Annotated in this window: 16 protein-coding genes; 11 read left to right on the top strand and 5 right to left on the bottom strand. The window is 36.2% G+C overall.

The window, feature by feature from the left end; all coding sequences use genetic code 11:
* Both C7D53_RS10390 and gldG read left to right on the top strand, forming a co-directional pair.
* Positions 1-729, top strand: a complete 729-nt coding sequence (locus tag C7D53_RS10390) for an ABC transporter permease subunit (protein ID WP_106916422.1) — start codon at positions 1-3, stop codon at positions 727-729.
* Between the two features lie 4 nt (positions 730-733).
* On the top strand, positions 734-2404 hold the full coding sequence (gldG, locus tag C7D53_RS10385; RefSeq protein ID WP_106916421.1) for a gliding motility-associated ABC transporter substrate-binding protein GldG: 1671 nt from the start codon (positions 734-736) through the stop codon (positions 2402-2404).
* A 112-nt stretch (positions 2405-2516) separates the two neighbouring features.
* On the opposite strand, the gene C7D53_RS10380 is transcribed toward gldG, so the two are convergent.
* From C7D53_RS10380 to C7D53_RS10370, 3 genes are all read right to left on the bottom strand, one after another.
* Positions 2517-3332: a DUF2314 domain-containing protein gene (locus C7D53_RS10380; protein ID WP_106916420.1), complete on the bottom strand. Its 816-nt coding sequence runs from the start codon at positions 3330-3332 to the stop codon at positions 2517-2519.
* Between the two features lie 53 nt (positions 3333-3385).
* Positions 3386-4024 (bottom strand): hypothetical protein, encoded by a 639-nt coding sequence (locus C7D53_RS10375; RefSeq protein ID WP_106916419.1) that lies wholly within the window; start codon positions 4022-4024, stop codon positions 3386-3388.
* A 112-nt stretch (positions 4025-4136) separates the two neighbouring features.
* Complete coding sequence (locus tag C7D53_RS10370; RefSeq protein WP_106916418.1) at positions 4137-4565, bottom strand: DUF4268 domain-containing protein; 429 nt, start codon at positions 4563-4565, stop codon at positions 4137-4139.
* A 141-nt stretch (positions 4566-4706) separates the two neighbouring features.
* Here C7D53_RS10370 and C7D53_RS10365 point away from each other — a divergent pair, with 141 nt between their 5' ends.
* The 4 genes from C7D53_RS10365 to C7D53_RS10355 all read left to right on the top strand — a co-directional run bounded on the left by C7D53_RS10365 (position 4707) and on the right by C7D53_RS10355 (position 6594).
* The gene (locus C7D53_RS10365; RefSeq protein WP_106916731.1) at positions 4707-5114 is read left to right on the top strand and encodes an RrF2 family transcriptional regulator; all 408 of its coding nucleotides are present in this window, start codon (positions 4707-4709) and stop codon (positions 5112-5114) included.
* A gap of 88 nt (positions 5115-5202) precedes the next feature.
* Positions 5203-5325, top strand: coding sequence for a hypothetical protein (locus C7D53_RS21210; protein ID WP_262497859.1), 123 nt, complete (start codon positions 5203-5205; stop codon positions 5323-5325).
* Between the two features lies 1 nt (position 5326).
* Positions 5327-6214 carry a sulfite exporter TauE/SafE family protein gene (locus C7D53_RS10360; protein ID WP_106916417.1) on the top strand — a complete coding sequence of 296 codons (888 nt, stop codon included), beginning with the start codon at positions 5327-5329 and terminating at the stop codon, positions 6212-6214.
* A gap of 89 nt (positions 6215-6303) precedes the next feature.
* The gene (locus C7D53_RS10355; RefSeq protein WP_076353985.1) at positions 6304-6594 is read left to right on the top strand and encodes a putative quinol monooxygenase; all 291 of its coding nucleotides are present in this window, start codon (positions 6304-6306) and stop codon (positions 6592-6594) included.
* Positions 6595-6726: 132 nt separating this feature from the next.
* Here the strand turns inward: C7D53_RS10355 and C7D53_RS10350 are convergent, their stop codons facing one another.
* Both C7D53_RS10350 and C7D53_RS10345 read right to left on the bottom strand, forming a co-directional pair.
* Positions 6727-8043 carry a T9SS type A sorting domain-containing protein gene (locus C7D53_RS10350; RefSeq protein WP_106916416.1) on the bottom strand — a complete coding sequence of 439 codons (1317 nt, stop codon included), beginning with the start codon at positions 8041-8043 and terminating at the stop codon, positions 6727-6729.
* 187 nt (positions 8044-8230) lie between these two features.
* On the bottom strand, positions 8231-9043 hold the full coding sequence (locus tag C7D53_RS10345) for a T9SS type A sorting domain-containing protein (RefSeq protein WP_106916415.1): 813 nt from the start codon (positions 9041-9043) through the stop codon (positions 8231-8233).
* A 96-nt stretch (positions 9044-9139) separates the two neighbouring features.
* On the opposite strand from C7D53_RS10345, the gene C7D53_RS10340 reads away from it, so the two are divergent.
* The 5 genes from C7D53_RS10340 to C7D53_RS10320 are packed head-to-tail and all read left to right on the top strand — an operon-like array spanning position 9140 to position 15095.
* A complete protein-coding gene (locus C7D53_RS10340; protein WP_106916414.1) occupies positions 9140-11254 on the top strand; it encodes a TonB-dependent receptor plug domain-containing protein in 2115 nt (704 codons plus the stop codon).
* A 13-nt stretch (positions 11255-11267) separates the two neighbouring features.
* Positions 11268-12401: an HmuY family protein gene (locus tag C7D53_RS10335; RefSeq protein WP_106916413.1), complete on the top strand. Its 1134-nt coding sequence runs from the start codon at positions 11268-11270 to the stop codon at positions 12399-12401.
* Positions 12402-12419: 18 nt separating this feature from the next.
* The gene (locus C7D53_RS10330) at positions 12420-13298 is read left to right on the top strand and encodes a heme/hemin ABC transporter substrate-binding protein (protein ID WP_106916412.1); all 879 of its coding nucleotides are present in this window, start codon (positions 12420-12422) and stop codon (positions 13296-13298) included.
* Positions 13282-14322: a FecCD family ABC transporter permease gene (locus C7D53_RS10325; protein WP_106916411.1), complete on the top strand. Its 1041-nt coding sequence runs from the start codon at positions 13282-13284 to the stop codon at positions 14320-14322. The genes C7D53_RS10330 and C7D53_RS10325 overlap by 17 nt, the downstream gene beginning before the upstream one ends.
* Positions 14322-15095 carry a heme ABC transporter ATP-binding protein gene (locus C7D53_RS10320; RefSeq protein WP_106916410.1) on the top strand — a complete coding sequence of 258 codons (774 nt, stop codon included), beginning with the start codon at positions 14322-14324 and terminating at the stop codon, positions 15093-15095. The genes C7D53_RS10325 and C7D53_RS10320 overlap by 1 nt, the downstream gene beginning before the upstream one ends.
* The last annotated feature ends 2 nt before the right edge of the window (positions 15096-15097 follow it).

The following is a 15097-nucleotide window of genomic DNA, read 5'->3' as shown; positions in this document are numbered from 1 at the left end:
ATGATTGCAATTTTAAAGAAAGAACTTTGGAGTTACTTTGGAAACTGGAGCGCATGGGTAATCATTGCTGCATTCAGTTTAATCGCAACTCTTTTCCTGTTCTTTTTCGACAACGATTCTAATATTTTTGAGATCGGGGCAGCATCGCTGCAAAGTTATTTTGTTTTGGTTCCGTGGCTGTTGATGTTTATCATTCCGGCGCTTTCAATGAAGACTTTTGCCGAAGAAGAGCAAACCGGAACATTGAACTGGCTCTTTTCACAACCATTAAAGATTTCAGATCTTGTAACAGGAAAGTTCCTTTCCGTATGGATTGTTGGGATTTTATGCCTTATTCCATCATTGATTTATCTGTATACCGTATATGTTTTAGGAGTTCCGGAAGGAAATATTGACCTTGGAATGACTTTCGGAAGCTATATAGGGCTTATTATCTTAATTGCTGCCTTTTCAGGAGTAGGAATTCTAGCTTCTTCAATATCACAAAATCAGATTATGGCCTACCTTTTGGGCGTTTTCATGTGCTTCATTATGTATTTTGGAATCGAGCAGCTGGCAAGCTATAAATTGTTAGGAGGAGCAGATTTTATTCTTCAGAATATGGGTTTCTATCAGCATTTTCTTGGCTTTACCAGAGGGCTGGTAGATTTGAAAGATGTAGCCTACTTTATTCTGGTAATCGGTGCATCATTAGTATTGTCTAATCATTTTATTAACAAAAAGAAGTAGAATTATGAAGAAGATCAATGCTAAATCTCCATTTGGAATTTTCTTATTTGCTATTGTTCCTTTGGTTATTATTCTGACCTATTCAGGGATCAGACTGGATTTGACAAAGGAAAAAAGATACACTCTTTCTGATAGTACCATTAAGGTATTGGAATCCGTTAAGAAACCCCTGACTGTAGAGGTTTATCTTGAGGGAGACTTTCCGGCAAGCTTTAAGCAGCTTCAGGGAGAAACAAAGTTTATGCTCGAAGAATTCAGAAAAATTAATTCAAAAATTGATTTTAAATTCATCGATCCATTGAAGTCTAAAATACCGGCTGATAGTTTAGAAGCCATGGGAATGCAGCCATCATACCTTCCAGACTCCAAGGACGGAAAATTCTCACAGATTACTATTTTTCCATACGCTGTTATTAAATATAACAAAACGGGAGTTTCCATTCCTTTAATTGTTCAGCAAACAGGGATAGATGCTGATCAGCAGCTTACAAGATCCATTGAGGGGTTAGAATACAGTCTTGTTTCAAACATTAAAAATATTGCTGCTGATAAAAGGAAAAAAGTAGGTATTTTGGTTAATCAGGATGAATTAAGCCCAGATGAATTCCAGGGATTTGTACAATTGGCGATGGAAAATTATGATGCAGGACCTATTATTCCTAAAAATCAGACAGAGATTAGTCTTGAAGATCTTCCTTTATTGAAGCAGATGAGTGCCTTGGTCATTGCAAAACCGAGAAAAGCTTTTACAGACAATGAAAAAGTGATTCTTGACCAATATATTATGAATGGCGGGAAAACACTTTGGATGATTGATGCAGTGAATGCTGAAATGGATACCTTAACAAGGTCTAAAAAAGTAATGCCTTTTCCAATAGATGTTAATATGACAGATTTCTTCTTCAATTATGGAATAAGAATCAATACTGCATTGGTAAAAGATGTAAAGAAGTTTGCCTTGCTGAAGCTGGTAACAGGAGAGGTGAGTGGAAATCCTCAGTTTACAAGCCTTCCATGGCCTTACTTTCCACTTGGAATTTCTGAAAATAATAATCCGATTACGAAAAATATTAACCCTGTGAAATTTGAATTTCCAACTTCCATAGATACATTGGGAGGAAGAAAAAATATCAAAACAAAAGTTCTTTTCGAATCCAGTGAAAGAACATTGCTGAAGCAGGTTCCAAATTATGTGGATCTAAAAGAAATTGCCAGTGTAGACAGTCTTGGACAAATGGAAAAACCTAGTACTCCAAAGATTTTCGCTGTAGCACTGGAAGGTAAATTTAATTCTGCCTATGCTTCAAGGATTGAAAGGAAATCTTATCCAGGATTTAAGGCTGAAAGTCCTGAAAATAAAATGATCGTGATTGCAGATGGTGATGTTGGAAGAAATAAGGTGATTAAAGGAAAACCGCTTCCTTTGGGTGCGGATATGCTGACTAATGAACAATTCGGAAACGAACAGTTCCTTAGAAACGCTTTGGATTATCTCTTAGACGATAGCAACCTGATGGAATTGAGAAACAGAAATATCGAAGAAAGACTTCTTGACAGGCATAGAATAGAAGAGGAGAAAACAAACTGGCAGTGGATAAACTTATTGCTTCCTCTGGCTGTTATTGGCCTTATTGGAGGTTTGTTCTTCTGGTTAAGAAAGAAGAAATTTGGATAATAAAAAAGAAAAGCATTTTGCTTCTCTTTTTTATTTCAGAAAATGATAATTAAAAAAATAGGCCGCTTCTTAAAATGAAGCGGCCTATTTTTATTTGACTTTAAGTCTGATATTAATTTTCAAGCACCGGAATAATATGTTCCCAGTTTAGTTGTCTGGCATAATCCAAGGCTGTTTTACCTGCCTTTGATTGAACGTTTTTATCTGCTCCGGACTCTAAAATAACCTTTACAGTAGTTAAATTACCAGCAATTGTTTCCTTATGAAGAAGACTGAGCCCATCTTCATCTATATGCTGAATGTCACCAGGATTCTGTTGTAAAAACTCGATAAACTTCTCTTTCATGTTTTTACTCATCGGATGTTCGATAAGATTTTCTGGTTCTTCTTTTTGTTTATTGACGACCAGAATATCATTAAAGTCTCCGAAGTCCATCTGCCATGCATTGTCATGTTCTTTTCTCTCCGTATCAGACATATCTGAGCGCATCTTTTGAATGCTAAATCCTCCATAGGTTTTCGGAAGAGGTTCTTTGGAAGAAGAAAATAGCTTAGAAAGTCCCGAAGGCTTCTGTACACTTGGGGTAATGGCAAAAAGCCAGTCGCTGATATTCGTAAGAGGAATTTCAAAGAAGTCTCCAACTTTTATACTTTTAAGATCATTAGGCTCATTAATCAGGTAGCCTTTTACAGTGTCTCCATCAAAATTAATGTCGTTGATCCACATATGCTCAACAATTGTTTCTCCTGCTTCGTTTTTCTCTGAAAATGCTGCCTTTACACATGAAACATTCAATCCGGGTATAATTCTTCTGTATTCCCAGGATTGTTCACGCCAGAAATATTTAAAGGTTTCCTGTGCTTTTTTAAAAGCTTTGGTCATTTCCGGATCATTTCCATCTGCAAAAAAAATTGGATTCTCTTCCATATACTAGTTTGTGGTGTGTTTGATGTAAATAGTTGCAATAGTACTCCTAGGTTCTAGTTTTGATAAGCTTCTTTTGGAAGTAATGCAGCAGTTTTATAATAGCTGAGATCTGTTGAGCGTTGTTCCTGCAGTTTCTGGAACGTCTCATATTCATAATGTGCCCAGTTTTGCTCATTATCAGGATCAGATGTCTTATCAATGGCAAGTTCCAGATTTCCGTCTTCTTGATAGCTGCATTCTATGGCTGCATATTTTTCGCCGTTTTCGTCTGTAGTATACCAACACTTTATTGTTTTTTCAAGCTGCGGTTCCTGAGTTTCATTATCAATAACCTGCGAGCAGATAAAGTTTTCAGGATCATCTGTTTTAAAAACAGTCTTGGAAATCAGGGGCTGTTCATCTACAGACAAAGAATAAAGTTTATTGGTGGAAATAATGAACCCATCAGTAGATTCTTTCTTTTCAATGTCAAAGAAGTCAGATTTTTCTTTCAGATAGCTAAGAACTTCGTCTTCATTTTCACCCTCACTTAGGAAGTAATTGATATTGTATATACTGTCGTCGTTGATAAATTCAATCTCTTTCAGTACATCCGAGTCACCATCATAATAATACAGATGATATTCATTAAGCTTTACGGCATTGCTTTTGGAGATGACTTCTCCAAAAATGTTTTTGTACACTTTTCTCATTTTTGATCATGTTATTTAGTTTCATCTATTAGTTTAAGTGGTAGGAGACAAAGATAGGTTTTCTTTTTTATCTTAACCTAAAGTGTAAAACGGTATTTATTTCATAAGTATATTAGATGTCCTTTATAAAATCCTCATATTCGTAATAGAACCTTTCAAATCCATCCATTTTGTCGACAAAGAATTCAAAAATTTCTTGCCATGTATTTTTGTTGAAAACAGAAACTCCATGCATCTCTACCCAGATTCTGCTGATTACTTTTCCATTTTCAAGAGTATAATATTCATCTTTCTGGAAATCTCCTATAAAATCTTTTAGAATATCTTCCAAAGACCAGATTTTCTCATAATAGGCATTTCGGAAAATTTCATCTTTCATTTCGATATCAAGGGAAACCTCTGCTTTTTTATTGTCTGCGGAAAATTTAAAGGCCATATCCTTGACCTTAGTGTCGTACAGGAGCCATTTTCGGGGGAATGATTTTCCAAAAGCTGTCCAAAACTCCTTTTTTAATTGCTGTGCTTCTTGTTTACTGAACATAGGAGCAAACTTAATGATTTAATAGCAAAAAGGCAAAAACTAAGCATGTACAAAAGGGTAGAAAGGTGAATTTGCCGGCTCGTTTTTTCAATTTTACCTTTTCATTTAAACATGTTAAACAATTTTCTTATTTTTGCTGTGATGCTTTCAAAAAAATCTCAATATGCGTTTAAGGCACTTTCATATCTTGTAGAAAAAAGAAATGAAGGGCCAATTCTTATTTCCGAAATTGCGGAACATAAAAAGATCCCTTTAAAGTTTTTAGAAAATATTTTGCTTGAACTTAAAAAAGCAGAAATCCTTGACAGTAAAAAAGGAAAAGGAGGAGGATATTTTTTAAAGGAAAACCCTGAAAATGTAAAACTAGCCAAGATTATTCGACTTGTAAACGGTCCTATTGCAATGCTTCCGTGTGTAAGTCTTAACTTTTATGAAAAGTGTGACGACTGTAATGAAGATCACTGCGGGCTGCATGATGTGCTCATTGAAGTTAGGGATGCCTCATTAAATATTCTTGAGAAAAAAACTTTGATGGATCTGGTCGACTGACCTGATCCTTTTTTTTGAATTATTAGTCTACTTTTTTGGTAGGATAATAATTTTATTGGATATTTGTAGAACTTCAAATGAATAAACTATGATTCCAAACGAAGAGACCAATATTGTGAAACTGGCTATAGAAAAGGAATGGGAGAGTGCTTCTTTCCCTGCAGAGGATACTCGTGATCACCTAGAAGCCGTTAAACCAATAACTTTATAGTATGGTTATTTCACGGAAGATTCAAATAAGGCTGAATATACTTTTTGTAACAGTTGCTGTTTTGCTGATTACATTCTTTTCAATGTACGAATTGGGATACTTGGATGAACTTTTCAATGTTCTGGCTAAAGATCATTACATTTTTTACTGGATGCTTCTGGTAGGAGTTTTTGCAGAAATTGTAGCCGGATCAATGGGAATGGGGTACGGGGTGATTTGTACTACTACACTTTTGTTACTGAATATTCCCCCACATATTGTAAGTGCAAGTATTCATTCTGCAGAAAGTTTTACAACAGCAGCAGGAAGTATAAGCCACATCAAACTTAAAAATGTAAGTAAAAGTCTGGTAAAAAAGCTTGCGATTCCCGCGGTTATTGGCGCAGTGATTGGCGCTGTCAGCTTAACCTATCTGGGAGAATATTATGCTAAGATTACCAAGACCATTATTGCGTTTTATACCTTATATCTTGGAATTCAAATTCTATCCAACGCTTTTAAGGAAAAACAAAGCAAGGCTCTTAAAAGAAAAACAAATCTTACCAGATTGGGAGTGATTGGAGGTTTTATAGATTCCTTTGCAGGAGGAGGATGGGGCCCGCTTGTAACAGGAACATTAATCAAAAATGCCTTTACACCAAGATTTGCTGTCGGGAGTTCTACTGTAGCCAAATTTATCCTTACCCTTACCGCAGCCATTACTTTTTTTCTTACCCTTGGTATTCAGCATTGGAACATCATTCTTGGGCTTTTAATTGGAGGTATTATTACTGCACCTTTTTCTGCCATGCTTACGGCAAAGCTTCCTGTGAAGAAAATGTTTCTTGTGATCGGAGTTCTGGTGATTGTAATGAGTTCTATAACTATTTATAAATCAGTATTCAGCTAAAAAATATTGATTAATACTGAAAAATAAAGGTGATAAAAATATATTTGGCTTCGAAAATATTTTACTTTTACATCACTAAATATTAAAACATGAATTTACATATCATTGCACTTTTTAAGTTTAATGAAAATTATTTGATGGAAGCAGTAGAGCTGTTTCAGAATCTTGTAAAAGAAACCAGAAAAGAAGAGGGATGTCTGCAGTACGATCTTGTGGAAGATAAAGACAACAAAGGAACTTTCTTTCTTATTGAGCTTTGGGAGAGTGTGGAACATCACAACAGGCATAACGGGCAGGATCATTTACTTGATTTCCGTAAAGATGCTTCCAAGATCATGGAAAGCTCTGCTCAGGTGTACAAAGGTTTCAAGATCTATTAGAAGAAAAAGGATTATTAGGGTATTTACCTGATTAATAATTTCTCTCGATCTATATCAATACAAAAGGCGATTTCAAAATTTTGAAATCGCCTTTTTATTAGAAAAAATAGAAAGTATTAGAAATAAAATATTTTATTTTACAATAAGCTTCTTCGTCTCCGAATTGCCACCGTAGGTAATTTTTACCAGATAATTTCCTGATGGAAGATGAGATAAATTCATATCTTGTCTGTAGAATCCGGCTTGATTGCTTAGCTCTGCTGAGTGTACCTTTTTTCCTGTAAGGTCGTAAACTTCTACACTGCCTTTATTATTTGTTTTTTCCTTTACATCAAAAAGAATTGTAACTCTTTTATCCGCTGTAGTTGGATTTGGATAAACCCCAAAAGAAGCTTTTTTACCTACCTCAGTAATTCCCAAGGTCCCTGTAATTTTTTTGTATTTAAAATACATATTACCAGTTTGTGCACCTCCATTAGAAATAAAATACATTCTGTAATAGTCTGATCCCTGTTTTATGTAATAAACAGCGTCAGAATGAACTCCCATTGTAGGCTTCCAAGAGTGGCCAATAGTCGTGATATTAGTAGAGAATGCAGAGTTTGCAGGAATATTAACTGCTGCAGTTTCCTGTACTTCAGGTCTTACTTTTGCAACGGAAATATTGGAATTTTGAATAACTCCTGCCATTTTATATTTCATTGTTTGTGGATTCCCCTGTGTATCGATATAAGGATAATCTGTGTAATATCTTGTAAACATCAGGTTCCACGAGCTTCTGGACGGTTCCTGATTAGGTACTGTAGTTCCAGAGGTTAAAGAGAAATAGTTGAAGTAAGCATCATCAGTTCCGTTAGACACAGTTCTCGTCTCCGTTGGTGCCCAAGAAGAACCGTTCCACTTAGAATACTTAAAAGTATATCCTCCATAGGCATCTTCAATGGCAAACTTAACATAGTCACCTGAAGGGTATTTTAAAACAAAGATTGCTTTTCCTATCACATGATGGGTAACTGAATTGTATACTCCCCAACCGGTGGAAGGCGTATTAGGATTAGGACCTGTAACAGGACCCTGCTCAAAAGCTCCCTGGCTTATATCAGTCGTTTGATCCGGGTTATACAGAGGTTCTCCCCAAGATGCTTCATTACTAAGGCTGATGTTATCCCAGTCGGCCATATTGACTGATGCAGTGTATACCTCAATACCAAGAGCATCATTAATCCTTGTACCAACAGAATACATTGAGTTTCTGTAAAAAGCCACATCCCATGTGCTAGCCGGCTTTGCTACGATATTGTTTGAAGCAAAGTCAAAAAATACACGGTTCTGGTAGCTGCCTCCCATTGTAAGATTAGCTGTTGTATATCCGTTAGCATCTGTTTGCGCCAATACTGTTTGTTGAACAGTAAGAGCAAGCAAAGAAGATAAAAGTAATTTTGTTCTCATAACTTATTTTTTTCAAATCCTTATTTAGAATGATTCCACAAAAATATATAATTATTTTTAATCATTCTAAATAAAAACATGATTTTTATCGTGTTTTATTTGAATTATCCTTGGATTGGGAGCATAAATAAGCCGAAAGGAATACTCCTCTCGGCTTTATTAAAGGCATGTAATAGTCTAATAAACCTTATTTTTTAACGAATTTCGATTGAACGGTTTTTCCTTCAGCCGTTTCAATAGAGATGAAGTAAACACCAGTCTGAAGCCCGCTGATATTGAATTTTTGGCCTTTCAAATTTCCTTCTGCTACTTTTTGACCTGCAGAAGAATAAATTTGAATGTTTTTAGGATCTTTTTTCACTACAAAGTCAAGGGATGTATTATCTGCATTGACAGCGAATTTAACTTCATTTTTTGAAATTGCCTTGTCGGCAACCCCCAATGAAGCTGTTGTATCATAAATGACATCATCAATTTGTGCAGCTACGTGCATTGCTGTAGGCGTAAATTTGAAGACGATATAAGACGATGTAGATGCAGGAATTGGAACACTTATGTTCAGGATAGCTCCAATGGTACTTACTGTAATTGGGTCTCCTACAGGAACAAATGTTGACATATCTGTTGGATTAGATGCCAGTCCTATTTGAATGGTTGCAGGGCCAGGGGACGGGGTTATTAATGTTGTTGTAAACTTTAATGTTTTGTCTCCCGCAGGAGCCTGGATCTGTGGAGATATCAAGTAAGATGAATCTGAAGGATTAGTTCCGGAATAGGATTGAACAGCTTTATTAGCCGTATTGGTAACCAACATTCTTGGCGGAACAGGAAATGGAGCCGTATTGGCAACCATAGGGGCTACTACTGCAGACCATCCAAACTGAGGGAAAGTTGTATTCCCGGCAGTGAAGTTATTGAAGTTTTCATTGATGGTTGGAACTTGTGCCTTAGCGGTAAACGCGGTAAAAATCAATGCTCCTAAAAGTAATTTTAGTTTCATGCTGTTATATTTATTTAGAATTATTACACAAAAGTATATATTTATTTTTAATGATTCTAAATAAAGTTTTATATTTGTCGAAAATTTTAAAGCCTTATGCAGAAGAAAGTGCTTTCCATTCTATCATTATCCATTGCCTTTTGGATGAATGCACAAACAAAGGATTCTCTTAATCAAAAGAAAATTGAAGAAGTTGTCATTACAGGACAATACATGCAACGATCTATCAGCAAATCTATCTATAAGGTTGAAGTAATAGATGCACAGCAGATCAAAAACATGGCTGCAACCAATGTTGCGGATGTTTTAAATCAAAGTCTTAATATACAAATCACACCAGATACCCGTTCCGGAAACTCAACCGCCAATATGATGGGGCTGGATGGCAGCTATGTTAAAATCCTGATTGATAATATTCCCGTAGTAGGAGATACCGGGCTGGGGAGTAATATTGACCTTACCAAACTGTCATTGAATAATATCGAAAGAATTGAGATAGTAAAGGGAAGTATGGGGGTAGAATATGGAAATGGAGCACTTGCAGGAGTAATCAATATCATTACGAAGAAAGGAAGTTCAAAAAAGATCAGTGTAAGAGCTTCGCTTCAGGAAGAAACTGTAAGGAACAACTATGATATTAAGAAAAAAGGAAACGGAAGACACATTCAGAATGTAAACGTAGACTATAATATCGACGATAACTGGTTTGCCAATATTAACTTCAACCATAACCAGTTTATGGGCTATGAAGGAAATAAAATGGGTTATAAATACCTAGAACGTGATATGAAAAGAGGATACGAATGGAATCCTAAAGACCAGTATGATGCCTCGGCTCTGATCCGATATTCAAAAAATAAAACCTCTTTCTATTATAAGCTTTCTTATTTGAATGAGAAATTTAATTTCTTTAATCCGGAAGTACACGTAGATCCTCTTAATGATGGAAATGGCGGAGCTTTATACCGAAGTGTAGATAGAAAATATAATACGAACCGATGGATACATCAGTTTAATATTCAGACCAATCTGGGACATATTCAGTATATGGGAGATTTTTCTTACCAAAGTCAGGATAGAAAGTTCCAGGATTATAATTATGATATTCCTAACAGGTCCATCATAAACAAAGATGAAGAGCTGTCTTATTATAAAACCAATGTCATGTATTCAAGAGGAATGTTCAGCAATTTCCTTGATAATAAAACTTTTGACTTTCAATTGGGATATGAGTTAGATTATACAGATGGTTATGCTTCATTAATTGCCGGTAAATTTTTTACAAAGGCTATCAAAAGAACACTTTTCACGTACTCAAACTTCATTTCTGCAGAATGGAATATTTCTGATAAATTCTCTGTAAGACCAGGAGCCAGGCTTTCGGTAAGTGAAAAGTTCAGTAATCAGTTTAATTATTCCCTTTCTGCGAGATACAAAACTTCTGAGAACTCCAACTTAAGATTGGTTGCAGGTACAGCAAATCGTTTTCCTACCTATGAGGAGCTTTATACATTTTTCGTCAATCTTAACCATGATATTCAGGGAAATCCTGATCTGAATCCTGAAAAAGGTTTCTCTACAGGTGCATTCTGGGATCAGAACTTTACCACAGGAAATGATTGGAAGATTGCCTACAGTGTTAGTGGATTATATCTTGATGTAAGGGACAAAATAGAAATGCTTCTTATCAAAGATCCTTCTACCTATCAGTTTAGAAATATGGACAAATATAGAAATATGTTGTTCTCAGCAAATGTGGATTTCAAAAAAGACCAGCTGGCCATTGGCTTAAGAGGGGCATTGGGAGGAACCTCGGTTGCTATGAAATCAATGTATCATACTTCACCTACAGATTATCAGTTCCAGGCTCAGGCAGGAGCAACGGTTAACTATAAACTGCAAAACCCGGGAACTTCATTCGCTCTTTATTATAAATATACAGGCCCAGGAAGATTATATGTATTTGAAAATGAGACAAATGGTTTTAAGCTTGGAAAAACTGACGGTTTCCATATGATGGACTTTATTGTAAGCCAGCCTTTCTGGAAGGACCATTTGGAACTTTCTGCGGGAGTGAAAAACATCTTTGATGTTACCAGTATCAACTCTACGGCTATGAAGGCAGACGCCCATGCTACCACAGCTCCGACAGGTATTGTGAATTTATATTATGGCAGAAGTTATTTTGCCAGATTAACATTTCAATTTTAAATAATAAGTTACTATGAAATATTTAAAAATATTTTCCGCTCTTTCCGTAATGTTAGCCGCACAGTCTTGTGTGTCTGCTGATGAGGACAGGGTTCCTGCACCACCTATTACCGGTTCTTCAGTAAACGTGCCAATAGGAGGAGCTACCGAACCTAATCAGGTATGGATTGACCTGAGTGACATGGTTAAAGAAGAAAAAGAACCAAGAAAAACCATTAATAAACGAACAGACTGGGATCTTGGATTTTATACCGGCGATGATTTCAGGGTTATTATAAACGGATCTCTGGCAATGACGGTAATCAAAATACCCAATGCTACAGATATCAGTAAAGTAAAAGAAGCAGACATAGAAAGCTTAAAGGAAATTGCTCAGGTAGGGACATTTGACGCCGAAAACATGAAGTACATAGACAACCCGAATGGTGACTTCTTAAATCAAACTTCCGGAATTGAAGCCATAAAGGCAAATGATGCAGAAAATCCTATCTATCTGGTTAATCTAGGAAGGGAGATTCCTTCGGCTAATAACATCGGTCCGGGTTCTGTTTCATTATCTGGTGATCCCAGAGGATGGAAGAAAGTTCAGATTCTGAGAGCCACTAACGGGTACAAAATTCGTTATGCAGATCTGAATGCCGGAAGTGATGGCATTAAAGAACATATTATAACAAAAGATCCTGAATATAACTTTGCTTTTTTCAATCTTAAAACAGGTACTCCTGCAAAGATTCAACCTAAGAAAAAAAGCTGGGATATCGCCTTTACAACATTTACCAATGAAGTATTCATGGGACCTGGAAGCAGTGCCGGGAGTTATTTTTATGCAGACTTTATTACAACCAATACTCTGGATGGGGTAGGAGCTTATCAGGTAAATGTTACGGGTAATCTTGAGCAGGCATATGCCGCATTTAAATTAAAGGATGTGGACGCAAGCAAATTTGTGTTCAACGATCATAGAGCCATTGGAGATAAATGGAGAACCACTACTGGTACGCCGGATAATCCTGTTCCATTTGTATATTCAAACCGTTTCTTTATTCTGAAGGATACGAATGGCTTTTATTTTAAGCTGAAATTCAGTTCTATGAAGAATTTAAAAGGAGAACGTGGTTTTACAGGCTTTGCATTCGACCCATTATAATAAATCAAATAGTATATCATGAAGAAATTTATCCTCGCAGCTTCTGTTCTTGTAGCAGTATATTCATGCAAAAAAGAAGAAGGTGCTAAAAAAGAAAATACAACAGAAGCTTCTTCTGAAGCTCCAAAAACCAATAATAAAATTGTAACCCTAAACGGTGGTATTACTGAAATTGTAAGCGCTTTGGGTCACGAAAAAGAAATTGTTGGAACTGATGTTACCAGTACTTATCCTGAAAGCTTAAAAGCTACAGCCAAAGATTTAGGACACGTAAGATCAATGACCATTGAGCCCATTATGGCGGTAAGCCCTACCTTGATTCTTGCTTCCGACAAGGATATCAACCCTGAACTATTAGGAAAGATCAAAACATCAGGTATCAAAACTGAGGTTTTCAAACAGGAATATACCGTTGAAGGGACTAAAAAGCTTATTGAAAGCGTAGCAAAGGCTATTGGAAATACAGATTATCAAAAATTAAATGATAAAATAGATGCAGATCTAAAGCAAGTACAGCCACTAACTAAAAAGCCAAAGGTATTATTCATCTATGCAAGAGGAAATATGCTCATGGTTGCAGGTAAAAATACACCAATGGCATCTTTAATTAACCTTGCAGGAGCAGAAAATGCTGTAACTGACTTTGAGGATTTCAAACCATTGACTCCGGAAGCCGTTGTAAAGGCTAACCCAGATGTATTATTCTTCTTTGAGACAGGATTAAAGGGAGCAGGAGGAAACGAAGGGGCGCTTAAAATGCCGGGAGTTTCACAAACCAATGCCGGAAAAAATAAAAAGATCATCGCAATGGATGGAGGGTTAGTTTCAGGTTTTGGACCGAGACTAGGAGAAGCAGCAGTAGGATTAAACAAACTTTTAATTGAAAACACAAAGTAAACTATACTTTTATCTTAGCATAAGTGCCATATTGTTGGTTATTCTGGCAATTGTGGCACTCAATATTGGCGTTTATGATTTCAATGGAGTATCACCCTTCAAGGTGTTAGGCCAGTTTATAAAAGGAGATCCCAATTTATCGTTAAGTGACAAATATGTGATCTGGGAGGTAAGAACATCCAGAATTATTATGGCAATTTTGATTGGAAGTATGCTTGCCGTTTCTGGAACTACATTGCAAGGGTTATTTAAAAACCCATTGGCTACAGGGGAAGCAATAGGTTTAACATCTGGAGCAACACTATTAGCCGCATTTGCAATTGTCTTGGGAGGTTATTTCAAGCAATATCTGCCAGAGATCATCCAGTTTTCATTAGTAGGTATTTCTGCTTTTCTGGGAGCTTTAATGGCGATGATGCTTGTGTACAGAATTTCCACAAGCGCAGGAAAAACAAATGTTGTCATGATGCTGTTAAGTGGTGTAGCCATTACGTCGATCGGATTTTCAATTACAGGATTTCTGATTTATATCTCAAAGGATGAACAGTTAAGAGACCTTTCATTCTGGAATATGGGAAGCCTGGCAGCCGCAACATGGACAAAAAATATTGTCTTAACAGTGGTGATTATTATTTCCTATATCATCTTACTCCCGAAAGGAAAGGCATTGAATGCCATGATGCTAGGTGAAAGAGATGCACAGCATTTAGGAATAAACGTTGAAGGACTGAAAAAGCAGATTGTAATCATCACCTCCTTAATGATAGGAACCTGTGTAGCATTTTCAGGAACCATTGGTTTTATAGGTCTTATTGTACCTTATATTTTAAGACTTTTATTTAAATCAAACTATGTTTTTATTTTGCCGTTATCAGCAGTTTTGGGAAGTATTTTACTTTTAATTGCAGATACCATCAGTAGAAGCATTGTGGCTCCGTCGGAACTGCCGATTGGTATTTTAACCTCTTTAATCGGAGGACCTATTTTTATTGCTATTTTAATTAAATTTAAAAAGTCACTCTAATGATAAAAGCACATCAGATCAATTATCTTCACAGGGATTTTAAAATTCTTGATAGTGTAGATGTCTCTTTAGAATACGGAGAGTTTTTAGCAATTGTAGGACCCAATGGAGCAGGAAAGTCAAGTCTTTTAAGTATTTTGGCCAATGAAGTAAAGGAGGGGAAATCCAATATTTTATTTAAAGAAAAACCCATGTCAGCTTGGGAAGTAAAGGAATTATCTCAACATAAATCCAAGTTTTCCCAGCACAATTCCAATGAAATTCCTTTACAGGTAAAAGATGTTGTCATGATGGGAAGGTATCCCTACTTTGATGCACAGCCCGGTAAAGAAGATCTGGAAGCCATGAACAATATGATGTATGAAACAGACATCTTTCACCTAAAAGACAGAGATTATAATACACTGTCGGGAGGAGAAAAACAACGTGTTCATCTTTCAAGAGTAATGGCTCAGCTACAGAATAAAATAACCCATAAGCTGGTTTTTCTGGATGAACCTTTGAATAATCTGGATATAAAACATCAGTACAAAGCACTGGAAATTATTAAAAATTTCACCCAAAAAGCCAATAGTGCTATTGTTGTTTTACATGATCTTAATCTTGCAGCACAATTTGCAGACAAGATCTTATTAATGAAATCAGGAAAGGTGGCCGCCTATGGAACCCCGGAGGAAGTTTTTACTGCAGACATTATAAGCAAGGCCTATAACTTTCCCTGTACCATCTGTGAACACCCTATTACCAATAACCCAATGATCATTTTTGGATAACC

Source organism: Chryseobacterium aurantiacum (genome assembly GCF_003020585.1).
Lineage (GTDB): Bacteria > Bacteroidota > Bacteroidia > Flavobacteriales > Weeksellaceae > Chryseobacterium > Chryseobacterium aurantiacum.
The sequence above is the reverse complement of the archived record's forward strand: the minus strand, read 5'-3'. Positions and strand labels throughout refer to the sequence as shown.

Coding starts and splice junctions, on each gene's coding strand:
- C7D53_RS10390 (WP_106916422.1), top strand. CDS start 1: ATGATTGCAATTTTAAAGAAAGAACTTTGGAGTTACTTTGGAAACTGG.
- gldG (WP_106916421.1), top strand. CDS start 734: ATGAAGAAGATCAATGCTAAATCTCCATTTGGAATTTTCTTATTTGCT.
- C7D53_RS10380 (WP_106916420.1), bottom strand. CDS start 3,332: ATGGAAGAGAATCCAATTTTTTTTGCAGATGGAAATGATCCGGAAATG.
- C7D53_RS10375 (WP_106916419.1), bottom strand. CDS start 4,024: ATGAGAAAAGTGTACAAAAACATTTTTGGAGAAGTCATCTCCAAAAGC.
- C7D53_RS10370 (WP_106916418.1), bottom strand. CDS start 4,565: ATGTTCAGTAAACAAGAAGCACAGCAATTAAAAAAGGAGTTTTGGACA.
- C7D53_RS10365 (WP_106916731.1), top strand. CDS start 4,707: ATGCTTTCAAAAAAATCTCAATATGCGTTTAAGGCACTTTCATATCTT.
- C7D53_RS21210 (WP_262497859.1), top strand. CDS start 5,203: ATGATTCCAAACGAAGAGACCAATATTGTGAAACTGGCTATAGAAAAG.
- C7D53_RS10360 (WP_106916417.1), top strand. CDS start 5,327: ATGGTTATTTCACGGAAGATTCAAATAAGGCTGAATATACTTTTTGTA.
- C7D53_RS10355 (WP_076353985.1), top strand. CDS start 6,304: ATGAATTTACATATCATTGCACTTTTTAAGTTTAATGAAAATTATTTG.
- C7D53_RS10350 (WP_106916416.1), bottom strand. CDS start 8,043: ATGAGAACAAAATTACTTTTATCTTCTTTGCTTGCTCTTACTGTTCAA.
- C7D53_RS10345 (WP_106916415.1), bottom strand. CDS start 9,043: ATGAAACTAAAATTACTTTTAGGAGCATTGATTTTTACCGCGTTTACC.
- C7D53_RS10340 (WP_106916414.1), top strand. CDS start 9,140: ATGCAGAAGAAAGTGCTTTCCATTCTATCATTATCCATTGCCTTTTGG.
- C7D53_RS10335 (WP_106916413.1), top strand. CDS start 11,268: ATGAAATATTTAAAAATATTTTCCGCTCTTTCCGTAATGTTAGCCGCA.
- C7D53_RS10330 (WP_106916412.1), top strand. CDS start 12,420: ATGAAGAAATTTATCCTCGCAGCTTCTGTTCTTGTAGCAGTATATTCA.
- C7D53_RS10320 (WP_106916410.1), top strand. CDS start 14,322: ATGATAAAAGCACATCAGATCAATTATCTTCACAGGGATTTTAAAATT.